22 protein-coding genes are annotated in these 26,972 nt (G+C 54.0%); 19 read left to right on the top strand and 3 right to left on the bottom strand.

Annotated features, from left to right (window positions below):
- Positions 1-5: 5 nt before the first annotated feature.
- Positions 6-1,274, bottom strand: a complete 1,269-nt coding sequence (locus GT003_RS14575; RefSeq protein ID WP_161698918.1) for a carboxylate--amine ligase — start codon at positions 1,272-1,274, stop codon at positions 6-8.
- 72 nt (positions 1,275-1,346) lie between these two features.
- Between GT003_RS14575 and GT003_RS14570 the strand changes: the two genes are divergently transcribed.
- The 17 genes from GT003_RS14570 to GT003_RS14490 all read left to right on the top strand — a co-directional run bounded on the left by GT003_RS14570 (position 1,347) and on the right by GT003_RS14490 (position 17,641).
- Positions 1,347-1,889: a GNAT family N-acetyltransferase gene (locus tag GT003_RS14570; RefSeq protein WP_161698916.1), complete on the top strand. Its 543-nt coding sequence runs from the start codon at positions 1,347-1,349 to the stop codon at positions 1,887-1,889.
- A 219-nt stretch (positions 1,890-2,108) separates the two neighbouring features.
- Entirely contained in the window at positions 2,109-2,507 is a 399-nt protein-coding gene (locus tag GT003_RS14565; RefSeq protein ID WP_161698914.1) for a DUF3888 domain-containing protein, read from the top strand.
- A 43-nt stretch (positions 2,508-2,550) separates the two neighbouring features.
- Positions 2,551-3,267, top strand: coding sequence for a GDSL-type esterase/lipase family protein (locus GT003_RS14560; RefSeq protein WP_161698912.1), 717 nt, complete (start codon positions 2,551-2,553; stop codon positions 3,265-3,267).
- Between the two features lie 152 nt (positions 3,268-3,419).
- Entirely contained in the window at positions 3,420-4,451 is a 1,032-nt protein-coding gene (locus GT003_RS14555; RefSeq protein ID WP_161698910.1) for a LacI family DNA-binding transcriptional regulator, read from the top strand.
- A gap of 382 nt (positions 4,452-4,833) precedes the next feature.
- Positions 4,834-5,643: an HAD family hydrolase gene (locus GT003_RS14550; protein WP_161698908.1), complete on the top strand. Its 810-nt coding sequence runs from the start codon at positions 4,834-4,836 to the stop codon at positions 5,641-5,643.
- A gap of 39 nt (positions 5,644-5,682) precedes the next feature.
- On the top strand, positions 5,683-7,668 hold the full coding sequence (locus tag GT003_RS14545; protein WP_161698906.1) for a glycoside hydrolase family 127 protein: 1,986 nt from the start codon (positions 5,683-5,685) through the stop codon (positions 7,666-7,668).
- Between the two features lie 244 nt (positions 7,669-7,912).
- The gene (locus tag GT003_RS14540) at positions 7,913-8,752 is read left to right on the top strand and encodes a metallophosphoesterase family protein (RefSeq protein WP_161698904.1); all 840 of its coding nucleotides are present in this window, start codon (positions 7,913-7,915) and stop codon (positions 8,750-8,752) included.
- Positions 8,752-9,405 (top strand): glycerol-3-phosphate responsive antiterminator, encoded by a 654-nt coding sequence (locus GT003_RS14535; RefSeq protein ID WP_161698902.1) that lies wholly within the window; start codon positions 8,752-8,754, stop codon positions 9,403-9,405. The genes GT003_RS14540 and GT003_RS14535 overlap by 1 nt, the downstream gene beginning before the upstream one ends.
- 239 nt (positions 9,406-9,644) lie before the next feature.
- The gene (locus tag GT003_RS14530) at positions 9,645-11,036 is read left to right on the top strand and encodes an ABC transporter substrate-binding protein (RefSeq protein WP_161698900.1); all 1,392 of its coding nucleotides are present in this window, start codon (positions 9,645-9,647) and stop codon (positions 11,034-11,036) included.
- Positions 11,037-11,130: 94 nt separating this feature from the next.
- Positions 11,131-12,042, top strand: a complete 912-nt coding sequence (locus GT003_RS14525) for an HAD family hydrolase (protein WP_161698898.1) — start codon at positions 11,131-11,133, stop codon at positions 12,040-12,042.
- Complete coding sequence (locus GT003_RS14520) at positions 11,996-13,066, top strand: ABC transporter ATP-binding protein (RefSeq protein WP_161698896.1); 1,071 nt, start codon at positions 11,996-11,998, stop codon at positions 13,064-13,066. Before GT003_RS14525 ends, GT003_RS14520 begins: the two co-directional genes overlap by 47 nt.
- 1 nt (position 13,067) lies before the next feature.
- On the top strand, positions 13,068-13,940 hold the full coding sequence (locus GT003_RS14515; RefSeq protein WP_161698894.1) for a carbohydrate ABC transporter permease: 873 nt from the start codon (positions 13,068-13,070) through the stop codon (positions 13,938-13,940).
- Positions 13,941-14,048: 108 nt separating this feature from the next.
- Positions 14,049-14,879, top strand: a complete 831-nt coding sequence (locus GT003_RS14510; RefSeq protein ID WP_338045912.1) for a carbohydrate ABC transporter permease — start codon at positions 14,049-14,051, stop codon at positions 14,877-14,879.
- Positions 14,880-14,904: 25 nt separating this feature from the next.
- Positions 14,905-15,669, top strand: coding sequence for a glycerophosphodiester phosphodiesterase (locus tag GT003_RS14505; protein WP_239565770.1), 765 nt, complete (start codon positions 14,905-14,907; stop codon positions 15,667-15,669).
- Between the two features lie 224 nt (positions 15,670-15,893).
- Positions 15,894-16,352: a hypothetical protein gene (locus GT003_RS14500; protein WP_161698892.1), complete on the top strand. Its 459-nt coding sequence runs from the start codon at positions 15,894-15,896 to the stop codon at positions 16,350-16,352.
- A 280-nt stretch (positions 16,353-16,632) separates the two neighbouring features.
- A complete protein-coding gene (locus GT003_RS14495) occupies positions 16,633-17,151 on the top strand; it encodes a P-loop NTPase family protein (RefSeq protein WP_161698890.1) in 519 nt (172 codons plus the stop codon).
- The gene (locus tag GT003_RS14490) at positions 17,135-17,641 is read left to right on the top strand and encodes a DinB family protein (RefSeq protein ID WP_338045896.1); all 507 of its coding nucleotides are present in this window, start codon (positions 17,135-17,137) and stop codon (positions 17,639-17,641) included. Before GT003_RS14495 ends, GT003_RS14490 begins: the two co-directional genes overlap by 17 nt.
- Before the next feature lie 437 nt (positions 17,642-18,078).
- On the opposite strand, the gene GT003_RS14485 is transcribed toward GT003_RS14490, so the two are convergent.
- Entirely contained in the window at positions 18,079-18,315 is a 237-nt protein-coding gene (locus tag GT003_RS14485) for a hypothetical protein (protein WP_161698886.1), read from the bottom strand.
- A gap of 319 nt (positions 18,316-18,634) precedes the next feature.
- Between GT003_RS14485 and GT003_RS14480 the strand changes: the two genes are divergently transcribed.
- Both GT003_RS14480 and GT003_RS14475 read left to right on the top strand, forming a co-directional pair.
- Positions 18,635-23,563, top strand: coding sequence for an S-layer homology domain-containing protein (locus GT003_RS14480; RefSeq protein WP_161698884.1), 4,929 nt, complete (start codon positions 18,635-18,637; stop codon positions 23,561-23,563).
- A gap of 65 nt (positions 23,564-23,628) precedes the next feature.
- Positions 23,629-25,389: an O-antigen ligase family protein gene (locus GT003_RS14475; protein WP_161698882.1), complete on the top strand. Its 1,761-nt coding sequence runs from the start codon at positions 23,629-23,631 to the stop codon at positions 25,387-25,389.
- 300 nt (positions 25,390-25,689) lie between these two features.
- On the opposite strand, the gene GT003_RS14470 is transcribed toward GT003_RS14475, so the two are convergent.
- Entirely contained in the window at positions 25,690-26,880 is a 1,191-nt protein-coding gene (locus tag GT003_RS14470) for an MFS transporter (RefSeq protein ID WP_161698880.1), read from the bottom strand.
- Between the last annotated feature and the right edge of the window lie 92 nt (positions 26,881-26,972).

Below are 26,972 nucleotides of genomic sequence, written 5' to 3'. Positions count from 1 at the left end.
TTTTCCTAGCCGTCCAAGCCGTTAAGTTCCTCGAACGAAGCTTGTCCTTTATCGAAGTAATAGCGCCGATAGTTGTTGACGTGCCCGAAGAAATACCGCGAGATTTTGATGAGCCGCTTCGCATTCAGGTCCTTGCCGTAATAGAGCGAACGGATGACTTTCTTCTGGCCGTACAGCTGATTGATCTCGGCCGACAACGCCGGATCGGTGACGTAGCGCTTCAGTACCATTCTCGGCACGTTCGTCCACAGCGCGGTCGCTTGGCCGTATACGCAAGCGGCGTCTTTGCCGTAAACCGCTTGATCGATGAGCGCCGAGAGCATGTTCAATCCGGCCGCGCGGACGAACAAGCTGCTTCTGCCCAGACGCGGGTTGATCTCGAACATCATGTATTTGCCCGTCCTGCTGTCGAACTTCATGTCGATGTTGGAAAATCCGACATAACCGATTTCCTCCAAGAACGCCTTGATCTTCTCGTAGATGGCCATATCGGAGCGGCTGATGATCGCGGCGTAGTTGCCGAGCGTCTTCGGTGCGTACTCTTCGAGCACGGGCTGGCCGAGACACATCATTTTCACTTTGCCATGGTCGTCGGAGTAGCTGTTGATCACGCGCATGGCGCTGTCGCCGCCGGGAATGAACTCTTGCAGGATCAGCTTGCCGGTATAGTCGGATGTATTCATGCTGCGGACCATCGCGAGATAATCTTCTCGTTTATTGAAGAAGAATACTTTCTTCTTGCCTTCGAAATGGCAATGCAAGTACTCGTAGGCATTGCTGTTCTCCGGTTTGACGACGATCGGAAATTGGAAATCCATGCGTTCCAGCGCGTCCTCGCGGTCATGCGGCTCGCAAACGACCGTTTTCGGATAGTCCAGCCCATGCCGCTCGCACAGTTCGTAGAACTTGTCCTTCGTATCGAGCGTTTCGAGCAGCGTGTCGGATAGGAAGTGGTTGGCGATCAGCCCTTTGAACTTGCTATAGTGGCGCGACAACATGCCGGCATAATAATCCGAACAAGGAATAACGATCAGCTTCTTGTTCGGGGAGGCTTGTTTCTCCAAGATGGACAACAACGCGCCCGGGAAGACGTCTTCCTGGTCGAAGCGGTCGATTTGAATGAGATCGAACAGCTTGCTGTTCATGGTGGGAATCAACAGCCGCGTGCAGAGCAGGAGCGGCTTGATGCCGTAGGTTTCATGGATAATTCTCACATTGCCATAGGCATTCTCGTCGCTGCCGAGTATAATCGGTACAAAATCGTTACGGTTCATAAGTTCCCCTCGTTCGTTAAGTTCTTCGTGCGTTGCTCTTATTATAGCTTATTGTGGACGGAGTTGAACAAGGTGCTCGAGATCAATGAATTGGCGCCCTCCGATATGGAGCATGCCGAAGAGCTGTTCAGGCGATGTATTCCCTACGCCTTCGAGGAGGAGGGATTGGTCGGGTTCCACGAAGAAATCCAGCAAGAGCTCGTAGGCAAGAGACATAGGATGCATGATGCTTTCACGACTGGTACGGCGGTTCGATTTCTTGTTGCCCGCATGAACGATACGATTGTCGGTATCGTTTCGTCAGGGCCTTGCAATGCTGACATTGTCAAATGTGCCGGCGAGCGGTTGAAGCATGTATGCGAGATCGGCAGTATCTACGTGCTTCCGGATCTTCAAGGACAGGGAATTGCTTCTGCTCTTATTCATGCGATGGCTGGCCGGCTGGCTGAACGAGGAATCGATCGTTTTTGTCTGGATAGCGGGTTTCGCAAAGCCCAAGCCAAGTGGATGCATAAATTCGGCCCGCCTTGTGCAACCGTGCAGGATTACTGGGGGCCGGGTTCCGTTCACATGATATGGGACTGCAGCGTGGCCGATTTTGCGATCCATCGTTAGAAGGAGCTGAACATCTGCCCGATATTGAAGCGAAGCTAACGGTATGCGGGATGACGGCAACGGTTCCGGCGGAAGCAGGCCGGCGAACTCGGGCTATCGTCCGGCGCATTCCCGCTATGCTGAAGTCACGCAAATTTCCAATTCTAGAACAGCTGTTGCGCAAGTAGACGTGATTAACATCCGACCCCCATGGATAAATTAACCGCATGAGGTGAGAGGATGATATATTCAAAATGGGCATACGGAACAGTATTCGTGTGCACGCTGTTATTTGCTCCCCAAGTAAGCGCGGCAACCGCCGATCTGCCTTGCCAAAGAGCCATACTGACCTTATTAGCGCCTGAAATACAAGCTCAGGTTGGAAACTATTACAAGGATAAGCTGACGGAGACACCGACATTCGCCCCGTTTCTGGGCGGAAACCGTTTGGAAATCGAGAGCTTCAGTTCGCATCTGGACGTAGTCGTTACGGTAATCCCTTATGTAGGTCCTCATCTTAGCGTAGGCAAGGATCGAATGACATTTCGAATAGACAACACGGGCAAAGTTATCGCCGAAAGCTATGCGCATATCGAGGATATTAACCTGCCTCCTAACTGGAAGCATATTCGGAAATAAGGGAGCATATCAACTGTCGCAATAGGGAGAGGGAGCGAAATCAATGACATTATCGGATAATCACGATCATTTTCCTGCAGCCATTGGCGAGGAGCAGCGGGAGCCGGCCGTTATGCCGGTCGAAGCATATGACGAGAAGCAGGAGAAGGTAAGAAAATACACCATTCTTAACGGGATGGCGCGCAAAGGGCAGACCGTGCTGGCGGGCTCGTCGCTAATGGAATTTTTCCCGATTCACGAGCTCCTGCAGGCGGCCGGCCGCAGGGAATGCATCTATAATCGCGGCATTGCCGGCTACGTGTCGGCGGAATTGCTGGCGTCCATGGAGGCCTGCATCTTCGAGCTGGAACCCGCCAAGCTGTTCATCAACATCGGTACCAACGATCTTAGCGCCCCGGACTACGAGCTGGAGCGTCTGCTTGCGAACTACGACGACATATTGACCAGAATTCGCAAGCGCCTTCCGGCATGCGAGGTTTACGTGATGGCGTATTATCCCGTGAATGCGAAGGCGGAATTTCCTTACGTGCCGAGAGAATCGATGGAAGAAGTGTTTCGAAAGCGAACGAATGAGGCGATTCAAGAGGCGAACCGAGCCATTGCGCAACTGACGGCGAAGCACGGTTATGCGTTCATCGACGTCAACGAGGGACTCATGGATGCAGAGGGGGATTTAAAAGAGGCGTATGGCATCGACGGGATTCACATGCTTCCGAACGGATATGCCGTCGTGTTCAACAACTTGCAGAAGTACCTGTAATCATCATTTTGATAGTATCATTACGAATCTTAAGTCCGCGAGCCCATGCGATTGACGCCAAAATAGACGGAGTGCTAAGCTCTCTATGTTTTTTTATAACGGGCATGGCGGAGTTTGTTTTCATAGACATGGGATCCTGAAGGAGATAGAGCATGGATGGGAAAAAGGTAACGCTCAGGGATTTGGCGCTGCAAGCGGGGCTGTCGGTCAACACGGTTTCGCGGGCGTTGAAGGACAAAGAAGACATCGCGGCAGCGACCCGCCAAATGATCAAGGACCTGGCGAAAGAAATGGGTTACGTCGGCAACGCGCTAGCCGGCTCGCTTCGGTCGGGACTTACGAAGACGATCGCGGTCATCGTCAGCGACGTGGCGAACCCGCATTTCGGCATCATGGTCAAGGAGATCGAGAAGGCGGCGCGCAAGCATCATTACACCATCTTCGTGATCAATACCGAGGACGACCACGAGCTGGAGGAGCGAGCGATCTATACCGCCATCGGCAAAAACGTGGACGGCATCCTGATATGCCCCTCCCAGCGCAGCGCGGACACGATTCGGATCTTGAAGAAGAACGGCGTTCCGTTCGTGCTCATCGGCCGAAGGTTCGAAGACGAACCGGAATTCGACTATGTGATCTGCGACGACGAGAAGGGCGGGTATTTGGCTGCCAAGCATCTGCTGGAGAGCGGTCATGAGCGCGTGCTGTATCTGAATGGGCCGAGCCGCATCTCGAGCGCCCGGGAACGGTTGGCGGGATTCTTGCGGGCCTATCGGGAGACCGGATTGCCCGTGCGGGAAGATCTCATTATCGAGGTCGAGCCGACGGCGGGGGATACGCGAAAGATCGTCAAGCAGCTGATCGAGCAGAAGGCGGATTTTACGGGGATTTTCGCGTTCAACGACGTGATTGCCTGGGAAGCGGTGTACGTGCTGCAGAAATACGGCTATCGGGTTCCCGGGGACTATGCCGTCATCGGGTTCGATAACATTCAGTCGCGGATGTTCCTACCGTTCCAACTGTCGTCCATCAGCAATTCCAAAGGCAAAATGTCCAAGAGGGCGGTGGATATCCTGCTGCACAAAATCAACCATCCGGGCGCCAAGGAAAGCTATCGCGACGTGATCGATACGGCGCTGATATTGCGGGACAGCACGAAGCCGTCGGGCAGAGGGGACGGGTAGAGAGCACTAGTAGAGAGAACGAGTAGAGAGCGAAGCACCCCGACTCACCGTGAATGGGAATCGCCTGCGGTGAATCGCGGGAAATGAGTCGTATAGGCGGATTGACAGCCAAATTGCGGGGTGGTAACTTTACATTATCGTTAATGTTAACGTTACTAATCTGTGGATCAGCGGATTTCTGCATGTATTGTTCTTACTCTATTAGTCGCCTATTTCAATGCTCTATCGACTTTACTAATTCTATCGCTCTATCTATTTAACTCTATTACTCTACCTACTCTACGAATTCTACCAACACTATTACTCGATTCGCGCTATCTTGCTCGCCACGATGGCCGGATCGGCTTAGCGGCAAGAAGCAAATGGAAGGAGAACGTCCCGCATGGCGGCTCATGATCAACCACGAAGGAAACTGTTTCTATCGGATATCGACGGCACCTTAATGGACAGCCGTAAGCAAATCCGGGATGAAGATATCGAGGCGATTCGGGAGGCGCATCGGCAAGGCGTCGTTATCGCGCTCGCCTCCGGCCGCATGCACGCGGAGATCAAGCAGGTCATGGACCTGCTCGAGGTGCCCTGCTACGCGATCTGCCAGAACGGCGCCGATCTCGTCGGCCTGGACGGCCATGCGATTCGGTCGTTCCGCTACGAGGCGGACCTGGCGTTGTCCGTTCTCGCATTTACGGACCGGGAGGGACTCGTCCCCGTCGTCTGCGGATCGGACGGCAATTACGCGGCAGACCTGAATCCGAAGGCCGAGCAAGTAGGCAAGCGATTCTTGACGCCGCTGCGCGAGCGCAAGCAGCTCGCGGCAGACATCGCAGGCGGAATGAAGATCACGAAATTTTCCGTGTACGGCGAGATTCCAGCGCTGCAAATCTTGCTCGAGGAGCTGCGGGAGCAATACGGCAGCCGCATCACGGCATCGTTCTCCGATCCGGACGGCGTCGACGTCATGCCCGGCAGCGTCGATAAAGGCTCGGCCGCGGAAGCGTTAATGGAGCTGCTCGGCATCGCGCAAGCGGATACGGCCTGCATCGGCGATTCCTTCAACGATCTGGCGATGTTCCGGGCTTGCTCCCGCAGCATCGCGATGTCCCACGCGCCGGACGAAGTACGCGCCGCTGCGGCGCATGCGGCCGATACGGTCGCCCTCGGGCTGCGCGCATGGCTCGGCAGCGAAGACTAAACCGTTCATGATCCACTAAGAAGCAGAGAGGTGTTCTCCTTGTCCAATCAAACGACGCTTGCACCGATGCGGCCGACAACCTACGAGTATCAGACGATTCGCAATCTGCCCGTCCGAGCCGTCAGCATCGACGATTCCTTCTGGGGACCGAAATTAAAGGTGCTGCGCGACACGACCGTCCATGACGTGCTGAATAAATTCGAGCAGGACGGAACGCTGCGCAATTTCGATTTCGTAGCCGCAGGCGCCGGGCCCGAAAGCTATCATAGCGGAGAGCCGTGGTTCGACGGGCTGCTCTACGAAACGATTCGCGGCATCTCGGATATTCTGGCCGTCCATCCCGATGAAGCGTTGGATCGCAGAGTCGATGCGATCATCGCGAAGATCGCCGCGGCGCAGCAGGCCGTAGGCGACGGCTACATCAACACGTACACGCTGCTTGACCGTCCGAACCAGCGATGGGGCGATAACGGAGGCATGCTGCGCTGGCAGCACGACGTGTACAACGCGGGCTGCCTCATCGAAGCCGCCGTCCATCATTACCGGGCGACGGGCAAGACGTCGCTTCTCGAGGTCGCGGTCCGATTCGCCAATCATATGAGCGGCTTGATGGGGCCGCCGCCCAAGCGCAATATCGTCCCGGCGCATTCGCTGCCTGAAGAAGCGGTGCTCAAGCTGTACCAGCTGGCTCTCGACGAGCCGGAGCTTGCGGACCGGCTGAGCCTGCCATTCGAAGCTTCCGATTACTTGAATTTGGCTGCGTTCTGGATCCATAACCGGGGCAATCACGAGGGCAGGGTCTCCCACGACGGCGAATATGCCCAAGACCATAAGCCGGTGCTGGAGCAGGACGAAGCGGTCGGGCACGCGGTGCGCGCGACGCTGCTCTACGCGGGCTTGACGTCGCTGTATCTGTCGACCGGGGAAGCTCCGTATTTGGAAACGGCCAGGAAGCTGTGGGATAGTATCGCCTACCGCAAGTCGCATATTACCGGCGGCGTCGGGGCCATTCACCATGACGAGAAGTTCGGCGGCGACTACGAGCTCCCGGACGACGGGTATTTGGAAACCTGCGCGGGCGCAGGCTTGGGCTTCTTCAGCTGGAATCTGTTTCTCGCGACCGGGGAGAGCCGTTACATCGATAAACTGGAAACGATTCTGTACAATATCGTGCTCGCGGGAAGATCCATGAACGGGCATAAATACTTTTACGAGAACCCGCTCGTCAGCGACGGCGGCCACAATCGATGGGAATGGCATTCCTGTCCGTGCTGCCCGCCGATGATCATCAAGCTGCTGCCTGAAATGGCTTCCTATATTTACGCGCAGGATGCGAACGGCGCTTATGTCAATTTATTCATCGCGAGCGAGAGCACGCTGCGCATCGGCGAGATGCCGGTTCGGTTGAAACAGCAAACCCGGTATCCATGGGACGGGGCGGTGGAGATCTCGGTCATGCCGGAACGGGAGGCGAAGTTCGATGTTCGCGTGCGGATTCCCGAGTGGTGCGCGCGGTACGACATCGCCGTCAACGGCGAAGCGGCAGCCTGCCATATCATGAACGGTTATGCCGTGCTGAACCGGACATGGGGCAAGGACGACGTCATCCGAGTGGATTTCGAGCTGTCCGTCGACCTGATCGGAGCGCATCCGAACGTCACCACCCATGCCGGACGGGCGGCAATCAGACGCGGGCCTATGCTCTACTGCCTGGAGTCTATGGATAACGAGCGTTACGACAACGGCGTCGTCAACTACGCGCGCGAGGCGCTGGATAAGCAGGTGCGCTTGAATCGCAAGCTCCCCCGATCGCCCGTATTCGAGACGCGGTACGACGCCGACTTCTTCGACGGGGCCGTTATCCTCCGAACGCAAGACGCGGACGGCCGTCCGCTCATGGCCATTCCTTACCCGTATTGGAACAATCGTTCGCGCGGGACGATGGATATCTGGCTCGCATACGACCACGCGCCAAGCTTGGATGGATGGGACAACAAGCTGTATCGCAAAGTAAACGGCGACTGACGAGTCGGTGCAAGCAGTCCATGCGAGTAATCATGCAAGCGCGAGTACAGGCAGTCAGCCCGAGGTTCAAGGAGCTGGCTGCCTTTGCGTTGCATGCGTGATGAACCGATCCTCGGAAGGTCTATTTCCTTTCTTCCTTTCATAAACGTTTACAATATCTACTTGTCGGCTTAATGGACAAGCAATAAATGAGCTCTAGCATGGAGATGAAAGGTAAATTTGGATTCCCAGGAGGAGAAACGTTATGAGATTGGTTCTGATGGGCGACTTGCATTATCACGAGATCGATGCAGCGATTCCCGGACTGCCGGAGGCTAGGACTGCTTTCTACCATACCTTGCTGGATCACTTTATGAATACGGACGCCGATTTGCATATATCGCTTGGAGACCTGACGAATTTCGGATCGCCGTCGGAGCTGCGGGAGGTCAGCGCGCTGCTGCGGCGCGAGGACCGGGCATTCATCCACGTGCTGGGCAATCATGACGTGTACTCGCAGCCGCGCGAGCAGGTGCTGGCGATCACGGGGCAGCAGCGCTACCGGTCGATCGACACGGACGAGGCGATGCTGGTCTTCCTGGATACGGCCAGAGAGATGAATACCGCCGACTGGAGCGGCTGGATGGACGACGAGCAGCTGCACTGGCTGGAGGAGCGGGTGGAGGAATCCGGGACGAAGCCGCTGCTCGTCTTCGGGCATCATCCCGTGTATCAAACGACGGTACGGTCGGAGATCGACAAAGGCTCCATCCATCCGAGCATCGACATGTGGCGGATCTTGAACCGCAAAGAAGGAACGGGCGTCTATTTCAACGGACATACGCACGTGAATTCGATCGTCGCCCGGAACAACTGGACCTTCGTGCAGATCGCGGCCTGTCTGGATCAACCCGGATTCCGGATCGTGGAGCTCGAAGGGGAGCGGCTGCGGATCTCCGAAGTGGACATGATGGACGCGGACATGATGGCGCACGCGGCCACGATGCATCTGCATATCTCGCATTTTCACCCTACTCCGGAAGCGCGCGGACAAGAGTCGGACCGTCGGTCCGATATCTCCGTCACGGCGGCGCAGCCTCGATAATGGAGGCGAAAGGGACGAAGAACGCCGCGAACGCCGCGAACCATGCCGCCTTCCTGAGAGGCCTGGCCGAACATCGAACGATCGCTTCCATCAAGGACCCGAGGCATATCGAGATCGCCCTGTCGCTGCGCAGCCAAATAAGCGGCATCTTCCTGTTGACCGGACATATCGGCGTCGTGAAAGGCTACGTGGACGTGTTCAAGGAGCATCATTTCCCCGTCTTCCTGCATCTGGAGAAAATCGGAGGCCTCAGCACGGACAATTACGGACTGGACTATCTGGCGAAAGTAATCAAGCCGACCGGCATCATATCGACGAAGACGAACGTCATCAAAACCGCCAAGAAAATGGGTCTGGTCACCATTCAGCGGTTCTTCCTCGTCGACAGCGAAGGGTTGGACAATATCGCCAAGAGCCTCGGCCAGAGCGAGCCGGACGTCATCGAAGTCATGCCTGCCCGCATCCCCGACATGATCGGCAAGGTAAAGGCGTTCACCTCGCTGCCGATCATTACCGGGGGCTTGCTGTACGAGCAGGGTCACATCGAGGAATGTCTCCGGTATGGGGCGGCCGCGATATCGACGTCCAAGCCCGAGCTGTGGCGAGACGCCGGTCCTGCATCCGAGCAGACGAAGGACCGGCGGATCATATAAGTTCCGATAAGCCTAGTTAAGTGTCGAAGGATGAAAATCCACATAATCTTTGCAAACCGCTAACACGGCGTTAACGAACCTTCTGTATCATTCGTTATGAAAAGTAAATAGCGATCGGTTGGAGTAGTGGAGAAACCTTATCCGCGCGAGGACATGCATGCTGTCCTCGGCAGGATTAAGGTTTCTTTTTTTGCGCCCGCGATCGTAACTCAGGAGAAGAAAAGGTGGAGGATGGGACAATGGTTAAGAAGCTTACTGCAGTGACGCTGGCGATGCTGATGACAGGGGTGCTTTCGGCTTGCGGAGCGGGCGAAGCGAACACGAACGACACGAGCGCAGGCGCGAATGCCGGCGCGAACGCGGACAAGAACGCGGCGGCGGGCAATGCCGCCGGCAACGTCGCCGGCAGCGAAGCGAAGCCGGAGAATGCCGACGCCTCCAAGAAGATCGTCATCAAATACTGGTACGCGTTCGGAGACAAGATCGAAGAAGCGAAGAAGCACATGGTTCAGACCTTCAACGAGTCGCAGGATAAAATCGAAGTCGTAGCCGAGTTCCAAGGCAACTACGAGGATCTTCACGCCAAAGTACAAGCGGCCTTCGCGGCAGGCAACGCGCCGGCGGTCACCGATCTCGAAATCTCGTCCACCGGCGTATTCGCCCACTCCGGCATGCTGGAAGAGTTGACGACGTATGCGGAGCGAGATAAAGATCAGCTGAAGCTGGACGACTTCAATCCGGGTCTGATGGGCAATGCCTACGTGGACGGCAAGCTCTACGGCCTGCCGTTCATGCGCAGTACCCCGATCCTGTACAAGAACGTCACCATGCTCAAAGACGCCGGGCTCGACCCGGCCGGCCCGAAAACATGGGACGAGCTGGAGCAATATTCCCGCGTCTTGAAGAAGAAAGGCAAGACGGGCATGACCGTGCCGGCCGATATCTGGTACTACGAAGGCCTCGTGGCTCAAAGCGGCGGCAAAATGCTGAGCGACGACGGCAAGTCGGCGGCGTTCAATTCGCCCGAAGGCGTAGCGCCGGTCGAGTTCTGGAAGAAGCTGTCCACCGAAGGGCTGATCAAGATCCCGATGGGCGACGAAGCGGGTCCGACCGCGGACAAAGACTGGGCCAACCAGCTGTCGGCCTTCAAGTTCGGTTCGACGGCCGGCGTAACCGGCAGCTTGGAGATCGCGAAGGGCAACGGCTTCGAGATGGATACGGCATTCATGCCTTCCAACGTCAGCTACGGCGTGCCGACCGGCGGCTGCCAGCTTGTCATTACCTCGAAGAGCAGCGACGAAGAGAAGCAGGCGGCTTGGGAATTCCTCAAATGGATGACGTCGAAGGAAAACACCATTTACCAGCATAAGCATGTCGGCTACCTGCCGACCCGGATGTCCGCGGTGGAGAGCGACGAGCTGAAGGCGCATTTTGCCGAGTTCCCGCAGTTCAAGGTGGCCGTGGATCAATTGGAATACGCCAGACCGCGCCCGATGGAGAATGCCTATCCGGAAGTCGCGAAGATCATCAGGGAAGCCATCGAGAAGGCGATTCTCGATCCGAAGACGACCCCGCAGAAGGCGCTCGACCAGGCCGCGGAGAAAGCCAACAAGCTGCTCGCCAAATCATAGGGCTTTCGCCGAGTCCGAGTCGTTGACCAGCCATGGGGAAAGCTTTCGCGGAGGCATTCCCCGTTCCATTCTACTAGCGGAGAGGTTGCAGCTGATGTACAACAAGACGTGGTTGTCTGTGATTAAAGTGGTTATTTTCGATATGGACGGAACGCTCTATCAGGATGACACCTATCTGGAGCGGTATATTCGGTACCTGCTCGAAGGAACGGAGCATGAAGGCGACACCGAGGCGGCGATGCGCCTGGGCAGAGCGATTCTGTCCGACTGCCATGCGATTCGCTTCGGCTATTTCTACCATACGCGGGACGATGTGAGCTTGGTGCAGGAGGGAGAGCGTTTCGTCCGCAGCTTGACATGGGACGGGACGGCGGGAGAGGGACCGGCGCAGGACTATGAATCTCTCTCCGCGCACGAGCCTTATCTGATTCCGATCGGCGACCCTTGGGGGATCGCGGCGGCGCTGAGCCACAGATACAAGCTGCCCGAGCAGCGGCTGCGATCGGCGTTCGAACGCGTCCGCGGGGAGATGCTGCTCCCCCCTTACGGCTTCGCTTGTCACGATGATTTGTTCCGTGCCATCGAAGAGCTCACCGCCGTCGAGAAGAAAAGCCTCATGACCAACACCCATCTCGAGTCCGGCGTCGCGTTCGTGGGCTACATGGGGATCGGCCATTTGTTCGGGGACGTGGCGTACGGCGCGAACAAGCCTGCCGGCCTTCAGTCGTATTTCGGTTCCTTGCTGGCGCAGGGCTATCGGCCGGAAGAGATCCTATCGATCGGGGACAATCCGTGGAACGACCTGCATCCGGTCAAGAAGCTGGGCGGCCGGACCTGCTTTATTTCCCCTTACCCGAGCAGCGATCCGGAGGTCTGGGATTTGCGGCTTCACCGTTTGGAGGAGTTGGCGCAGCTCATGCGCGTGATTCAGCAATCCATCACAGGGAGGAAGATAGCGGATGGCGAAGATCGAGTTGAAGCAGATAAGCAAGAAATTCAAGGATGAGACCATCATCGAGAACCTGAACCTGACCATCAAGGACGGTTCGTTCACCGTGCTCGTCGGACCGTCGGGCTGCGGCAAATCCACGACGCTGCGGATGGTCGCGGGGCTGGAGAAGCAGAGCGGCGGCGAAATCTGGATCGACGACAAATGCGTGAACGATACGCCGCCCGGGCTGCGGGACGTCGCGATGGTGTTCCAGAATTACGCCCTGTACCCGAACATGACCGTTCGCGGCAATATCGAATTCGGCCTCAAGAACATGGGCATTGCGAAGCAGGAGCGCGAGCGGCTGATCATGGACATCTGCGGGATCGTCGGCTTGGTGCCGCATCTGAACAAGAAGCCCCAGAGCCTCTCCGGCGGACAGCGTCAGCGGGTTGCGCTCGCCCGGGCGATGGTGAAGCAGCCGAAGGTGTTCATTCTGGATGAGCCCTTATCCAACCTGGACGCCAAGCTGCGCAACCAGATGAGAACCGAGCTGATTCAGCTGCACAAGCGCCTTGGCACCACGTTCGTCTACGTGACGCATGATCAGGTGGAAGCCATGTCGATGGGCGACGAGATCGTCGTCATGAACAAGGGCGTCATCCAGCAGGCGGATACGCCGATGAAGCTCTATCACGATCCGGCCAATCAGTTCACCGCGGAGTTCATCGGCACGCCGGCCATGAACATGATGGACATGCGGGACATGCAGGGACTGGAGATCCGGTCGGCGACGGTCCCGGGCTATGCCGGGTTTCGGCCGGAGCAGGCGCTGATCGGCGCGGGCGCGGATAGCGAAGGCTACGAGATAGAAGGCGAGATTCTGACCCGCGAGAGTCTGGGCGCGGAAAATATTTATCAGATCCAGTCGCGGAACGGCGTGTTCTTCGTCAAAACGTTCCTGGCGCCGCTAGAGACGATGCGGCACGTGAAAGTGACGGTTCCTTATGACCGGCTGTACTATTTCGGGCTGAACGGGGAAAGGCTGCGCGGCGTCGAAGCAAGCTCGAAACGCCCTGCCGCGGTTGGGGGAAGATGAGATGAGCGTATGGGAAAAGCTCCGTCCGTACAGCATGGTCGCACCTGCCATCATCGTGTTCTCCCTGTTCTTCATCTATCCGATCTTCTACATGATGTACCTGAGCCTGTTCGACTGGAACTTCGTCAGCCCGGACAAGGCCTATGTCGGCATTCAGAATTTCAAGGACCTGCTGACCGATTCGGACTTCCGGCAGGTGCTCTCCAATACGACGATCTACACGCTGCTCACGGTGACGCTGACGACTTCACTCGCGCTGCTGCTCGCGCTGTGGCTGAATCGCAAAGGCGTCTTCCACGGCTTCGTGCAAGGCGCGATCTTCAGCCCGCATATCATCTCGCTCGTGTCCATCTCGCTGCTCTGGAGCTGGTTAATGGACCCCGAATACGGGCTGCTGAACTGGGTCATCGGGCTCGCGGGCTTCGGGAAGCTGGCCTGGCTGTCCCATCCGAGCACGTCGCTCGTCTCGCTGGTCATCGTGGCCGTATGGAAGGGACTCGGCTATAACGCGTTGGTATTCATCGCGGGGCTGCAGAGCATTCCGCCGGATATCTACGAAGCGGCCTCGCTGGATCGTTCCAAGCCGTGGACGACGTTCCGCAAGCTGATCCTGCCGCTGCTGTCGCCATCGATTTTCTTCCTGGTCATTATCAACATGATCGGTTCGTTCCAGGTGTTCGAGACCATCGCGATCATGACCCAGGGCGGTCCGGTCAATTCGACGAATACGCTGGTCTATTACATCTACGAGAACGGATTCCGGTTCTTCAAGATCGGGTATGCCTCCGCGGCCGGCGTCATCCTGCTGTTCATTATCGGCGTACTCACGATCATATACTTCAAACTGCTGTCGAAGCGCGTTCATTACCGTTAAGAGGAGGCGTAGCTTTTGAAAACCGTAGACAATACGATCGGCGGCTCCCCGATCGGGACTGCCGCCGCCGGCAGCCGGCTGAGCCATGCGCGTACCCGCAAAGCGACGATCAGGCAGGCGATATCCGTCCTGCTGCGCGTATTGAATATCGCCGCCCTGCTTCTGCTGGTGCTGGTCTTTGCGCTGCCGTTTATCTGGATGCTCTCCACGTCGCTCAAGACGCTGCCGGAGACGATGATCTTCCCGCCCAGGTGGATTCCGGACAATCCCGTCTGGCAAAATTACGCGGATGCCTGGAATACGGGGCCGTTCCTGAAATATTTCAGGAACAGCATCATCATCGCTGGGGGCATTCTGATCCTGCAGATGCTGACGATCATTCCGGCCGCTTATGCGTTTGCCCGGTACAAGTTCGTCGGCTCGGGCTTCCTGTTCGGCATCGTCATGGTGACGCTCATGATTCCGTCGCAGCTGATCTTCCTGCCCGTGTACCTGGAGCTGAGCGCGTTCAAGCTGCTTAATACGCATCTGGGGCTCATCCTGCCGTTCGCGTCCAGCGCTTTCGGGATCTTCCTGCTGCGGCAGGCATTCATGCAAATCTCGGACGAGCTGATCGAAGCGGCCCGGCTGGATCAGGCGAAAGAATGGAAAATCATCGTGCGGATCATGGTGCCGCTCGTGAAGCCGGTGCTGGTTACCTTCGCCTTGTTCAGCTTCATCGCCCACTGGAACGACTACTTCTGGCCGCTCGTCATGACCACCAACGAAACGGCGAGAACGCTCCCGCTCGGCATCGCCAAGATTCGGGAAGTGGAAGGCGTCGCGACGTGGAATATCCTGATGGCCGGCAACCTGATCCTGGTCACGCCGATCCTGATCGTCTTCTTCTTGTCGCAGCGGCAGATTATCAAAGCGTTCGTGTACAACGGCGTCAAATAAAGAAATGCGAAGGGATGATGGAGAAATGATGGAGAACAGGAACGAAATAACGGTAACGATCGTCGCGCACCGCGGCTGTTCGGGCGCAGCGCCCGAAAATACGATGGCGGCCTTCAAGCTGGCGCTGAGCGAGCCGGATATCGCGATGATCGAGCTTGACGTGCATCTCTCCAAGGACGGCGTGCCCGTCGTTATCCACGATCATACGCTGGATCGGACGACGAACGGCTCAGGCCCGGTAGCGGCTTATACGCTGGAGGAGCTCCGCCAATGGGATGCGGGAAGTAAGTTCGCCGCCGCGTTCGCGGATGAACGGATTCCGACGCTCGAGGAAGTGCTGGAGCTTGCGAAGGGCCGCTGCACGCTGCATGTGGAGCTGAAGATGCTGGCCAACGAATACGCGGGCATCGAGGAGAAGATCATCTCGCTCGTTCAGCGGCATGGCATGCAGAAGGAAGTCGTGCTGTCCTCCTTCAATCATGATTCCATGAAGCGCGCGCACGAGATCGACCCTTCCATCGCGACGGGATTAATCTTCCTCGGCAAGCCGACGCTGCTCGCGGAGCAGCTTCGTTATACGGGAGCCACGTGCTTGTCGATGCATTACGCGTTCGTGACGCCCGAGTTGTTCGACGAGATGACGGGGCTCGGCATCGATATCGGCGTCTGGACGGTCGACGAGCCGGATACGCTGGCGCGGATGATGCGGGACTATCCGGGGATGCGGATCACGACGAATTATCCGGACCGGGTGCTGCGAATCGCGCGGGGAGAAGCGGCGAGCATTTAGGAATACAAACATCATGCACATGGACCTTAAGGAACCCAAGACGAAGCCCCCGGCCGCATGGTCGGAGGCTTCGTCTTGGTCATTTTTCACTATCCGTACTGTAAGTCCTGTCGCACAAGATGCGATGCAGAGCCTATTTATTTTGAAGAAATTTAATGCTTCCTTTCCATCTGTAAATCATTTGTTGTGGTAAAATTTGGGGTGTAATTTGAAGGGAGGCGACCATGAGGAAATACGTTCATCTTGGCCTTGCGCTCGCGCTGCTTCTGATTTGTTGGAACGCGTTCCCTGGCAAGGAGAAGTCGATAACCAAAGAAGAAGCCGAACGATTCGCGCTCGAACAGGCTGCAAAGGACGGCTATCAAGGCGCGGAAGTATGGGAGCGATTCAATCACGTAACTTCGGAGGGCAATGCGTTCTCGATCGCCCGTAATCGATTCGTTCACGTATGGCAGGTGTATCTGAATGCTGCCGGTCATCCCGCCATATTAAATACGCCGGCAGTCAACTATGATGTGGATCGTAAAGACGGTACCATCGTGTCGAGCGTGAAAGGTTTGCTGCAGGTCGGAATGGATTTGAAACTAAGCGATATCCAACTGGATGACCTCGGCAACGAACAAGAACGAGGCGTCTCCGTTGCCATAAGAAACGAAGGAAAGACATCCTACTTCATTGAATGAATCCAGCCATTCGCAGACAATGCGGTGCAGCACATGTCGCAGGAGGAAGCGCCCAAAATAACGGTTAATCGGCTTATTCGCTCAGGCGAAGAGTTGGTTGTATCCGGTGCGATTATGTTGAGAGAAGATCCGTCCACATCTCCATCGCTCGCGTTGAAAGGCTTTTTCGTCCACGTGAAAGAAGAAGAGCAGCCGGCCCTTATCCTCGAGGACCGATAATGCAGGGGGGGGGCGATCGGTTCCGGAAGCGCCACAGATCAATAGTAGAGGGGCAAGGGGCATGAGGAAGGTCCTCATCATCGGCATCGTAGCCAGCGGCAAAACGACATTTGCCAAACGGTTATCCCAGACGTTGGATGTCCCATGGTATGAGCTTGACGCCATCGTGTATCACAAGACGTCCACGGGACGACATAAGCGGACGGCAGCCGAACAAGTCGAGGAGATCATGGCAATCGATAACGATGGCGCGTGGATCTTCGAAGGAACCGATCGAGCATCCTACCAGTGTCTATACCAGATGGCCGATACGATTATTTTTCTGGATCCTCCGTTGCGAACACGCAGAATTCGAATTCTGACGCGTTATCTGAAGCAAAAGCTCGGCATCGAGAAGTGCCACTATAAGCCGGACCTGAAAATGCTGCGGATGATGTATAGATGGACAAGCGACTTTGAGCGAAATAGGGAAGGCTTCGAGGGAAAGTTGGAACGGTACAAGGAGAAGCTGATTCGGGTAAAGGATACTGGCAGGGCGAGTACCAAATTCGCAAGGGATGGGAGTGCTTGGAACGGTTAAAGAACTTATCCTCGGAGACGTGCTGCAGGAGTTGGCGAATACGCGCCGCATGCTGGAGAATCTTCCTCAGGAGCACATGACGTGGAAACCGCACGAGAAGTCCATGAGCATGGGCGAGCTGGCTACGCACATCGTGAACCTGCTCTACTGGCAATCGGCGATACTCGTAAACGCGGAGTTCGATTTGGCGTCCGTGCCCTCTCGGCGCGAAGTACTGGAGAGCCCCGCGGCGGTTCTTCAAGAGTTCGACGTGAGGTCTCGCGAGGTCCAGAGCATGCTTGCCGAAAGCAGTGCGGAGATGCTCGGCGCGGAGTGGACGCTGCGCAATGGAACGCAGATCATTCACCGGCAGCCGCGGGCCGTCGCGCTGCGTACCTTCGGATTGAACCACTTGGTTCACCACCGGGCCCAGCTCGGCATCTATCTGCGGCTTCTCGATCTGCCCGTGCCGGGCATGTATGGACCCTCGGCCGATGAGCTCGGCAGGTGACCGACGAAGTCGCGTACACGTGAGTGCGGCCTGACGCCTAACGCTTGTCAGCGTCGCTATTTGCAACAAAATCCGGCTAAATAAATGCTAACGGTTATGACCGACGTTATTTGACGTGTAGGAGCTGATTTGCGCGGGAAATCTCGCAATAAGACCCCTGACAAGCGTTAGCGATAGAAACTAGCTATTTTGAGGCGATTAACGCTCTGTACAAGCGTTAGCCGTTAGTTGCGCGGTGCTTAAGTTCATTTTCGCAAGCGTGATCATACTGGTTTGCTGGCGTCGGCAGTCATCAGCCCAATAGCGTTCCGCGATTTTTGATGATCTTGGATTTCTGATTTTATCGACCAAGCAGTTTATCGAACAGGCAGTCGGACGCATCCGGCTGCCTTCGTTTATTTAAGGACATGTGCTTCGGAATCGGTTTGCCGGCAAGGCTACTTCCCGGCCGATTTCTGTTCTTTCAGGTTCGTACCGTCCGCGGTTAGTCGATACAGACCGAATACAACGGAATTCCCTTGCGCCAAACCGGCCTTTACTAACTCTTTCAGCGACTGATTCACGCTGAAGCGATTTCCCGATTCTTTGGGAAGCTGTTCGGCAATTTGTGCGGATGAGAGCCACTCCGGGGTTAAGGCAAGCAGCACGTTTCGTTGATCTGCGGTCAAGTTCATGTTTTTTCCTCCTGATAGGTTAGGACGTTGGTTATCTCTTGTACGTTTTTCATGAGTGAAAGGGTTCAATAACCCCAATATTAGTATGCCGGATATGAGGAGCCGCCTTTATTGGGGGAAGTGGGCACGAAAAGCATGTACAAGGACACATGGTTAAGTCAGACAATAGTGTCAACGTATTGTTTGATGGGACTCTCGGCCGATGACATCGGGAAAATATGGCACAGTCGACAAAATCCGACGTAAACATCCCTACTAGAGTGCTATAATACTCAGTATGACTTTTACATATTTTTCAATCCGATGGGGGACAGAATGAATGTTTGGAAGATGGAAGGCAGGCATACTTAGTTTTGTTTTGTTATTTACGCTGGCAATGCCAATGAGTTCAAACGCTGCAGCTGAAGTTGGGAGTAACCAGGAATCGCCCAACCAAGAGCAGAGCGTTAGCGAAACGCCGGATCAAGAGCTCCCGTTGCCTGACAATACAGAGCTGGAGTCGCAAGCGGACAACGATAACAATACGGCCAGTGCGGCCAATGCAGGCAACACTACGGGCGGTATACAAATGGGGGCTATAGAGGGATATGCCATTAGTCCCTATAATCAAGCTATATTAGAGTACAAGACCAGCCAAGGTTCGCATACCGAGTTTCTAGAAATCGTGAATGGCACAATGAATTTGAGCAACGTAGAAATTCCTTCCGGATCCATAGTGACCGTGTCGATCCTTGCTCTTTATACACAGGATGGTGCAGACCAATCTGTGCTTTACGTGGATCACGATACGATGACAATCGAGCAATTTCAAGCCCTGAGCGTATGGACGATCGATAACGATGCGGTAGAGGCGCCGTTGGATCTTTCGGCATACGCGGATTGGACCAATACGGATTTAATTGTTGTGAATGGTACTCACAATCAAACGACTTATATTCCAAATTACAAAGACCTATCGATTTTGTCTAAGCCGGGTAACGTTAAGTTAAGCTTTACCGGATCGAAGAATCGCACAGGGTATCTGATTCACAAAACCTTTGCGCTGACCTCGGGTGCCCATTTGGCATTTAATGAGGAGGATGTATCCGAAGCTGTAACAACTCGGTTGCCCGAAGGTTTGGATAATACGCATCTTTGGGGCATGGACGGTTTTGGCTACTTCGGAGAGATTGATAATTTGGTCGTGACTAAAGGCGTTTATTCCTTGAACGTGGATCAAATCGAGAAAAGGGAGAACGGAAACCATACCACTTCCTGGGCAATTAATGAATTTCAGGTGAATGGAGACAGGGAGCTTCGCTTCGGCGAACCGAAGCTGAATATTCGGAGTTTAGACCTCTCGACAAAGGGGATATACGCCGTAGTCGTCGTGAATAATGGCGATTTCCAATTAGAGAATGTTTATGACCATAGAGATTCCGAATCACAACAGCTTACAAGCACACACGTGAAAATTACCGATAGCCAGAACCAGTCCGTTTACGAGACGGATTTAAATTCACGTGGATGGTGCTGCGAGGATCATACATTCGATAAACCGCTTGCGGCTGGAACCTATACGATCGATTTCACGGTTACCGGTCTGGAACAGCCGCTTAGCCTGAGTCAAACAGTGATTCTTAAAGATAATTCCGTTTATGAAGGAAAAGGGCTGGCCGTTCATGCAGAGAATGAATCGGGGCAGCCTCTATCCGAAGCAAAGGCCTATGTGTTTGAGAAACGGCCTTATGGCGGCGACGGCGGTACGGATGCATATTGGGCGCTAAACTATCAATCGAAAGTCTCGAATGATGGAAGCTTCATTATCCCTTATCAGAATCTCTTAAAGGGGCGCGCGTATGAATTGCAAGTCATAGGATCCTCGGCGGACGGACAGCATGAAGTCGTATATAATCAGGCCGTGTCCCGCGAGGATCAGGAAATTCAGCTCAAGAGCTCTGGCCTGAAGCATCTCAGGGTGAACGCTGCGCAGGCAAGCAAGAACGATTCCCTGCTTATCTCTGTACTAGACGAACAGAAGCAAGTTTCCAACTGGCCGATTCTGACTTTGTTTGACGAGAATCGTCAAGCTGAGATTTATATTCAAAACGACAACGATATCAAGCTGCTGGCCAAGCTCTATAATGCCGACAATGATACGGGTTACTTACTGACGGGTACCGCCGATTCAGCTGCGCATGCCGTTGATTTGAACGGAGAGACGGCAGAGATTCAAATGCCCGCGGGTTTCGAGAATGCCAAGTTGGATGTTAATGTTGGCTGGAGCGCGAGCGAACTGCCGGCCAAACATTACTTCGTAAGCAAAGGATTGGATATAGTCGCTTCCTACTTTGTCGAAGCCGATGGTTACAGATATACGTTCAACAAAAGTATAGACCAGGTAAATCGGGACATCACGCTCGAAATCGGACATGATTTCGTCAATCGGCATACGGATAATCAATTATTCGCCTCAGGCGAGCTGAACCGACGCGTTTATACCGACTATAGGGATGAACTGGATAATACGCTGGTTGGCGTATCGTATACGGAAACGGCCCAGATAGCGGATCGCGTCAATTCGAGCAACCTGACGTTTACGGCCGATTATGCAGGTCGTCAGCAGGTCATGTCGGTACAGACTTCAGACGAAGGCGGGATCTCCTACGAGCCGACAGATCAGCCTGCCGGTTCCAATCGGACCTTTACCGAAGGTTCCATAATCGATTATCAGATGCATGATGCTTCCAATCAAACGATCGGGGGTGTCGTTGGAACGGCGACGCCGGTACAGCTCTATGCGGATATGCCGATTCAGGAAGGGGACTACTCGCTTCGAATCGCCAATCAGCACTTTCCAACTGACGTCGTCAAGCTGGCGGGACAAGCCAACCTGTCGGTTATTCCGGGAAATGAAACGGCAACTCGTATTCCGATTGCATTGCCGCCCGGGTATGAAACAGGGAAGATCGAATACGGAGACGTGAGGCTGCAGAAGCTTGACGGAACTTCCGATTACTTATGGATTACGCAAGGCAGGTTAATCATTCCTAGCTATCTGAATCTGGTTGCCGATCAGAAATACGTCCTGCAAATGGCGCTTCACTTGAAGACCCTCGATGGGGAGAGGGCCGTATACTATAATCAACTGGATTTAACCGGCGAACAGTTATTGAATCTGCAGCAGATTGATTATCCGGCTTCTGCCGTGACGATTACGCCGGAAGTAAAGGATCTTCCCGTTAATTTTCAGCCATATAATATTATATTGGAATTCCCAACAGCCGGTATTGCAGGCAGTTCCTTAATGACAAATACGATTATGAATTATTTTACTGGAAGCAAGGTTAGCTTAGGTACGATTATCATGAAGCCGGAAAACTTTAAAATCGACTTGTCCGGCCGGAACATATCTACGGTTTATGATATCAGAAGAGAAGTTCATATGGATGCGGGCGACGGTAAATATACCTTAACGGATCCTGGTATGCATCTTGTAACGCTCGCAGGCAACAAGCCATTCACTTCATTCAGTTCTATATCACCGGGAGCTACTTCATACTCCTATCAAAATTATTATCCTTTCATCTTGTTCAACAAGGCTTACGTTGCTCCCGGAAAGCAGCAATTGCTCTTCGGCACGCAAAAGACCAATGCCGAAGAAGAACCTTGGGACTTGTACTGGATGACACGCAGCACATACGATGTGAAAGCAGATACCATTATTCCATTCACGGGCCAAGTGGACCCGGCGAGCTCCTCGTTAAAGCTTACCCAACGAAACGAACAGGATATTACCTTCCTCGCGGTAAATCCGGAATTCGTCAGCGGGGATTTAATACTGAAAGATCTTTATTTAGGGAAAACCGGAAACTACGATTCTGTCCCCGGTATGGTGACGATCAGAGATAGCCAACAGAAGAAAGTTTATGAAAGTCTGGCCTATGGTTTATACGACGGAGGCTTCGAAGTATCCAAGGCTTTCGCGGCCGGAACGTATTCTATTACCTATCGTCAACCGGTGGGGCCGAACGAAGAAGCCGTGGTGACCAATTCATTTACGGTCGCGGCTCATGACAGCGGTAATCCCAGCAGTGGAGGCGGTTCCCCTGGCGGAGGCGGAGGGGGTACTGCCGTAGGTGACCCAACCGGCGATGAATCAACTAAGTCTACGACCTTTAAACCTAGTGACATCCCTGCTCCGGTGAACGGCGTAGTAACACTGCAGATTAAGGATAGTGAGTCGGCTGTGATACCTGCCAGCATCCTAGGCGGGGACGGCGTGAAGAACGAGCTGGAGCTCACGGGATCGCACGGCAAAGTGTCCATTCCCCCGGCCGTGCTCAAGCAGCTCGCAGGGCTGGTAGGGAACGAGAAATTGGCTGATGCCCAATTCGCGTTGACGATGAAGCCGATAAGCGAGAACGACTTGTCGGATACCGTCCATGCGGCTTCGGGCAATCGCGTAAACATCGCCGGCACCGTCTACGATTTCAAGCTGACGATCACGGCGAAGGACGGTCAGCCAATCTTGCTCTCGGCATTCGAAGAACCGATTACGTTGACGTTTGAAGTCAATGAAGATGCAGATAAGCATCTAGCGAATATATACTATATCGCAGAAGACGGCAGCATCGCTTACGAGCCGAGCCAGCTGATCAATGGCATGCTCGTCGCGAAAGTTAACCATTTTAGCCAATATGGCGTGCTTGAATTGCACATGAGCTTTACGGACGTAAGCGAATCGCACTGGGCGCATGATGCCGTTCAAGAGCTGGCTGCCAAGCAAATCGTCGAAGGCGTCGCTCCGAACACGTTTGCTCCGGGCAAGACGATTACGCGAGCCGAATTTACAACGATGCTCGTACACGCATTAGGGCTGTCTGTCCAGGAAACATCGGCATTCAAGGATGTTCCTAATACGGCTTGGTATGCCTCGACCGTTGCCGCGGCCTACCAGAATCACCTTATTCAAGGTATCAGCGCGGAGAGCTTTGCGCCGAATAAATCGATTTCGAGAGAAGAAATGGCGATTATTCTCGCTAATGCGCTGAAACTTGCGAAAGCAGCTCCTGAGACGCCGGAGCACGCGAAGGCGTTCAAGGATGCCGCGGATATCAGCGCATGGGCGGCAGATTCCGTAGACTATGCCTTGGCTAACGAGTTGATTAAAGGCGATGAGTCCGGCTTGTTCAAACCTAAAGGAATGGCGACACGCGCGGAAGCGGCGCAGATGATCGTCAATTTATTGAATCAGTTGCAATCGTAAAGAAGGCAGGGACCCGAGCAATCGGGTCTTTTGCCGTAATTTTAGTGGAATGGACGGATGAATCGATGAGGAAAGGACTGGTACCATGGAAGCTAACGATCGAAACCTTTATTCTTGGCTTATTTATATGCTGCGGCCCTTTTTTTCGGGGTTACATATTTGAAAATGGTCTTGCGATAGCTGCTGTAAGCATCTCGCTTGGCTTTATGTATTTTCTGCCGAGAAGTAGGCAGCCGCGCGATACGACGTTGTATGCGCTGATGGCGTTATCGGTTATTTATGCAGCAAGCATCGGATATGGGGATGACCACCGCGAAGCGCTGGATGGATTCCTTGCGGCAGCTATGTTAACCCCTTTATATAGTTTTGCTCGATCAATAACGAGACAAAGGATAAATCAGATTTGGACGATCTGGGTCTGGCTGACGGGGTTATCCGTACTTCTTGGGACTGCATCACATCGATTCGTTGAGGGACGCCTGGTTGGCTTCATCGATTATGCCAATGGTTATGCCATTCTTTTATTGATTGGAATCATCATGTGCTTTGCTTTAAAGGCAGGGGGAGCATCCCTATTCCGCGCCAAATGGATGCAGGTTCCCATTTTCCTGGACGCAGGGGGAATCTACTTGACCGAGTCCAGAACGGTATTCGTCCTGCTGCTTGCTTCGTTCATCTTGCTATTCTTCTGGAGTAAGCGGACGGATCCGTTATTTTGGTTTCGATCAAGCGGTAACGCGGCTCTCGGAATCGCTACGGCTGTGGCATACGACTGGTCCCCGTGGATGGCAATCCCAGCCGTAGTTGTTTTCGGACTTGGCTGCCTCATACCAGACGGAACGCTTTCAAGACGTGCCATCAGGATAACGTTACTGGCAGCAGCGCCTCTCTTCGTTCTACCCTCGCTTCTTGGCAATCGCGGTATTGCTGACCGCTGGAGCACGCTTGGCTCCCGTACGGGGGAAGGGTTCGTCCGGCTTGTCTACGACCACGATGCTTGGTCTCTTTTTAAGGATGCACCGATCTTCGGTTTCGGTGCGGGGGGCTGGGCTAATTTGCAATACCGATATCAAACTGCCGATTATTTTACAGCCTACGTTCATAGTCTGCCTCTGCAGATCATGACGGAAGTCGGATTTGTCGGATTTCTCATTATAACTGTTGCTATTACTAATCTGCTCCTTAGAGGTTTTTTGGCGGCAAAGAAGATGGCCAACCATGAAAGTGGGAATACGCGTATACGCATGATGGCTTGTTGCATGCTGCTGGTGCATAGCTTAGTTGATTTCACTTTGTCGTTTCCTTATTTTTTGGGCTTACTGTTCATTATCGGGGCTGCACCTGAGGCGCCAGTTATTCTCAAGAATGATGCAGGACGAGCACGGATATGGAAGCCGATTGCGTTTATCACTGGAGCGGGAACCATAGTCATTGCGAGCTTGTTAATTGTATCCAATCAGTTTGAGCAGTCCGCTGATAGAGCGATTGCAGAGAATCGCAAAGCCGATGCCGTACGGCTGTTAGAAAAAAGTGCGTCTACATCGATTTTCGCTGACCGAATTTACGATCGGAAAGCAAGGTTGTACTTGCGAGAATACAATGCCAACGGGGACCAACGGTATTTGGATGTCGCACGGATCGAGAACGAGAAGGCCCTCTCAGTGTACCCGGATCAAATTTGGTACCGGAAGACGAACAGCGATATTTTGTGGCAACAGGGAAATAAGCAAAAGTCTATTGTTATCCTGAGCAAACTAGTCCAAGATAATCGATTTATTGCGGAATGGCGGGAGGAACTAGAGCAGAAAGAAGCGAAAATTAAATAGCGTTCCATTAAGAGTTGGGGCGAGAGGAGAATGCAGGATGGAGCATACTTTAAGTTTATTGCCATCCGTATCGCAGAAATCGAACTCCCAAAACCAGCTATGTACAATAAGGCTGTCGATCTGAATCTCTAGCGTGCAAAGATGCTCATATAAGTCCATTAATTTCCGGCGTTCGAAAACAGACTTCTTTTTTCCACTATGGCAGCCGAATGAGTGAAGGAAACGATGGCCTAAGCGGGTTTTAAAATTAAAAGAGCAGCTTGCCAGCGTGGCAGCTGCTCTTTGCTTTCTATGATTCCTTCACGCTGCAGTACGCTCCCCGACCTTCACATGTCGAGGACGATACATGGAAGCCCTCAGTACAATCAGTGCGAGGCTAAGCGCCAGGAACAGCAAGCCGGCGATGACTGCGTACCGCGTGCCCATCCCTGCGATGAAGAAGCCTCCAATGAACGTACCGACGGTGACGCCGAGATTGGCGAAAGCGACGAACAAACCGTTGGCGAATTCAGGCGCATCCGGAGCAGCTGAAGTAATCCAATACTGCGAGATATTGAGCCCCAAGGTGAAGAGAATCCCCCAGATCGCGATAAGGATGATCATCGGCGTTGAAAAACTTCCGAAGAGGAATACGAGCGTATAGATGGCTCCGAGCGCAAGGGGATATACGAGCGCTGTTTGGATGGCTTTGCGGCTTAGCGATTTGCCGGCCAAGAGATTGCCGATCACGCCGGTCAAGCCGAACAGGATCAACATGAGGCTGATTTGTTTGCCCGACATCTGCGTGACGGCGTTCAGATACTCGGCGAAGAAGCTGTACATGGCATACATGGCCGAGTTAATTGCAATGACAGTTGCGATGCTGATCCATACGATAGGTTTTTTGAGGACGCTCAGTTGAGCCCCGTAGGTCAGTTTTTCCGTAACCGGCATGGAAGGAATGAAGAGGCTTATGGCGATGAAGGTCGTTGCATTAACGATGGCGAAGAACCAAAGCGAAGCTTCAAGGGATACCGTGTCCGCGATAAAAGAAGAGATCGGCGTGCCGATGACCATGCCGGCGGTAACGCCCATGAACACCTTGGCAGTCACGTGCGCGATTTTTTCCTTGCTGACGGTATTAGCGGCCGCTACGAATGCCACGGAGAAGAAAACCGGGTGCAGGAAGGCGGGGACGATCCGAGCGACGAGAAGGATGGCAAAGTTGGGCGCATATACGGAGACGATATTGGATATTACGAAAAGTCCGATAACGAGGAGCATCAACCGCTTGCGATTGATACCCGACAAAAGCATCGGCATGACGGGGCCGGCAATCGCGACGGCCAACGCGAACAGGCTGACCAGCAGACCCGCTTGGGAAGCGCTTATGCCGAATTTCTGAGCGATCTGGGGCATAATGCCGATGACGCCCATTTCCGTATTGATGATTCCGAATACGCCGAAGGCAAGAATGTAAACGATCCATGCGTTGAATTTAGCGTTAGTCATAGGGATCTCTCCTCAAATTTGTTTTTTGGGATACTCGGGACTTGATCTTGCGATGAAGCGGGTAAGCATTCGGGTTGATCCATACGCATATT

It is taken from the genome of Paenibacillus sacheonensis (genome assembly GCF_009909195.1).
GTDB classification, from domain to species: domain Bacteria; phylum Bacillota; class Bacilli; order Paenibacillales; family Paenibacillaceae; genus Paenibacillus_Z; species Paenibacillus_Z sacheonensis.
Note: the sequence above shows the minus strand (reverse complement) of the source record. Positions and strands in the feature narration are given on the sequence as shown.

Bases quoted from the DNA above. Each gene is read 5' to 3' on its own strand.
- GT003_RS14540 (WP_161698904.1), top strand. From the start codon at position 7,913: ATGAGATTGGTTCTGATGGGCGACTTGCATTATCACGAGATCGATGCA.
- GT003_RS14500 (WP_161698892.1), top strand. From the start codon at position 15,894: ATGAGGAAATACGTTCATCTTGGCCTTGCGCTCGCGCTGCTTCTGATT.
- GT003_RS14505 (WP_239565770.1), top strand. From the start codon at position 14,905: ATGATGGAGAACAGGAACGAAATAACGGTAACGATCGTCGCGCACCGC.
- GT003_RS14485 (WP_161698886.1), bottom strand. From the start codon at position 18,315: ATGAACTTGACCGCAGATCAACGAAACGTGCTGCTTGCCTTAACCCCG.
- GT003_RS14555 (WP_161698910.1), top strand. From the start codon at position 3,420: ATGGATGGGAAAAAGGTAACGCTCAGGGATTTGGCGCTGCAAGCGGGG.
- GT003_RS14535 (WP_161698902.1), top strand. From the start codon at position 8,752: ATGGAGGCGAAAGGGACGAAGAACGCCGCGAACGCCGCGAACCATGCC.
- GT003_RS14530 (WP_161698900.1), top strand. From the start codon at position 9,645: ATGGTTAAGAAGCTTACTGCAGTGACGCTGGCGATGCTGATGACAGGG.
- GT003_RS14470 (WP_161698880.1), bottom strand. From the start codon at position 26,880: ATGACTAACGCTAAATTCAACGCATGGATCGTTTACATTCTTGCCTTC.
- GT003_RS14560 (WP_161698912.1), top strand. From the start codon at position 2,551: ATGACATTATCGGATAATCACGATCATTTTCCTGCAGCCATTGGCGAG.
- GT003_RS14575 (WP_161698918.1), bottom strand. From the start codon at position 1,274: ATGAACCGTAACGATTTTGTACCGATTATACTCGGCAGCGACGAGAAT.
- GT003_RS14525 (WP_161698898.1), top strand. From the start codon at position 11,131: ATGTACAACAAGACGTGGTTGTCTGTGATTAAAGTGGTTATTTTCGAT.
- GT003_RS14480 (WP_161698884.1), top strand. From the start codon at position 18,635: ATGTTTGGAAGATGGAAGGCAGGCATACTTAGTTTTGTTTTGTTATTT.
- GT003_RS14520 (WP_161698896.1), top strand. From the start codon at position 11,996: ATGGCGAAGATCGAGTTGAAGCAGATAAGCAAGAAATTCAAGGATGAG.
- GT003_RS14475 (WP_161698882.1), top strand. From the start codon at position 23,629: ATGAGGAAAGGACTGGTACCATGGAAGCTAACGATCGAAACCTTTATT.
- GT003_RS14495 (WP_161698890.1), top strand. From the start codon at position 16,633: ATGAGGAAGGTCCTCATCATCGGCATCGTAGCCAGCGGCAAAACGACA.
- GT003_RS14565 (WP_161698914.1), top strand. From the start codon at position 2,109: ATGATATATTCAAAATGGGCATACGGAACAGTATTCGTGTGCACGCTG.
- GT003_RS14515 (WP_161698894.1), top strand. From the start codon at position 13,068: ATGAGCGTATGGGAAAAGCTCCGTCCGTACAGCATGGTCGCACCTGCC.
- GT003_RS14550 (WP_161698908.1), top strand. From the start codon at position 4,834: ATGGCGGCTCATGATCAACCACGAAGGAAACTGTTTCTATCGGATATC.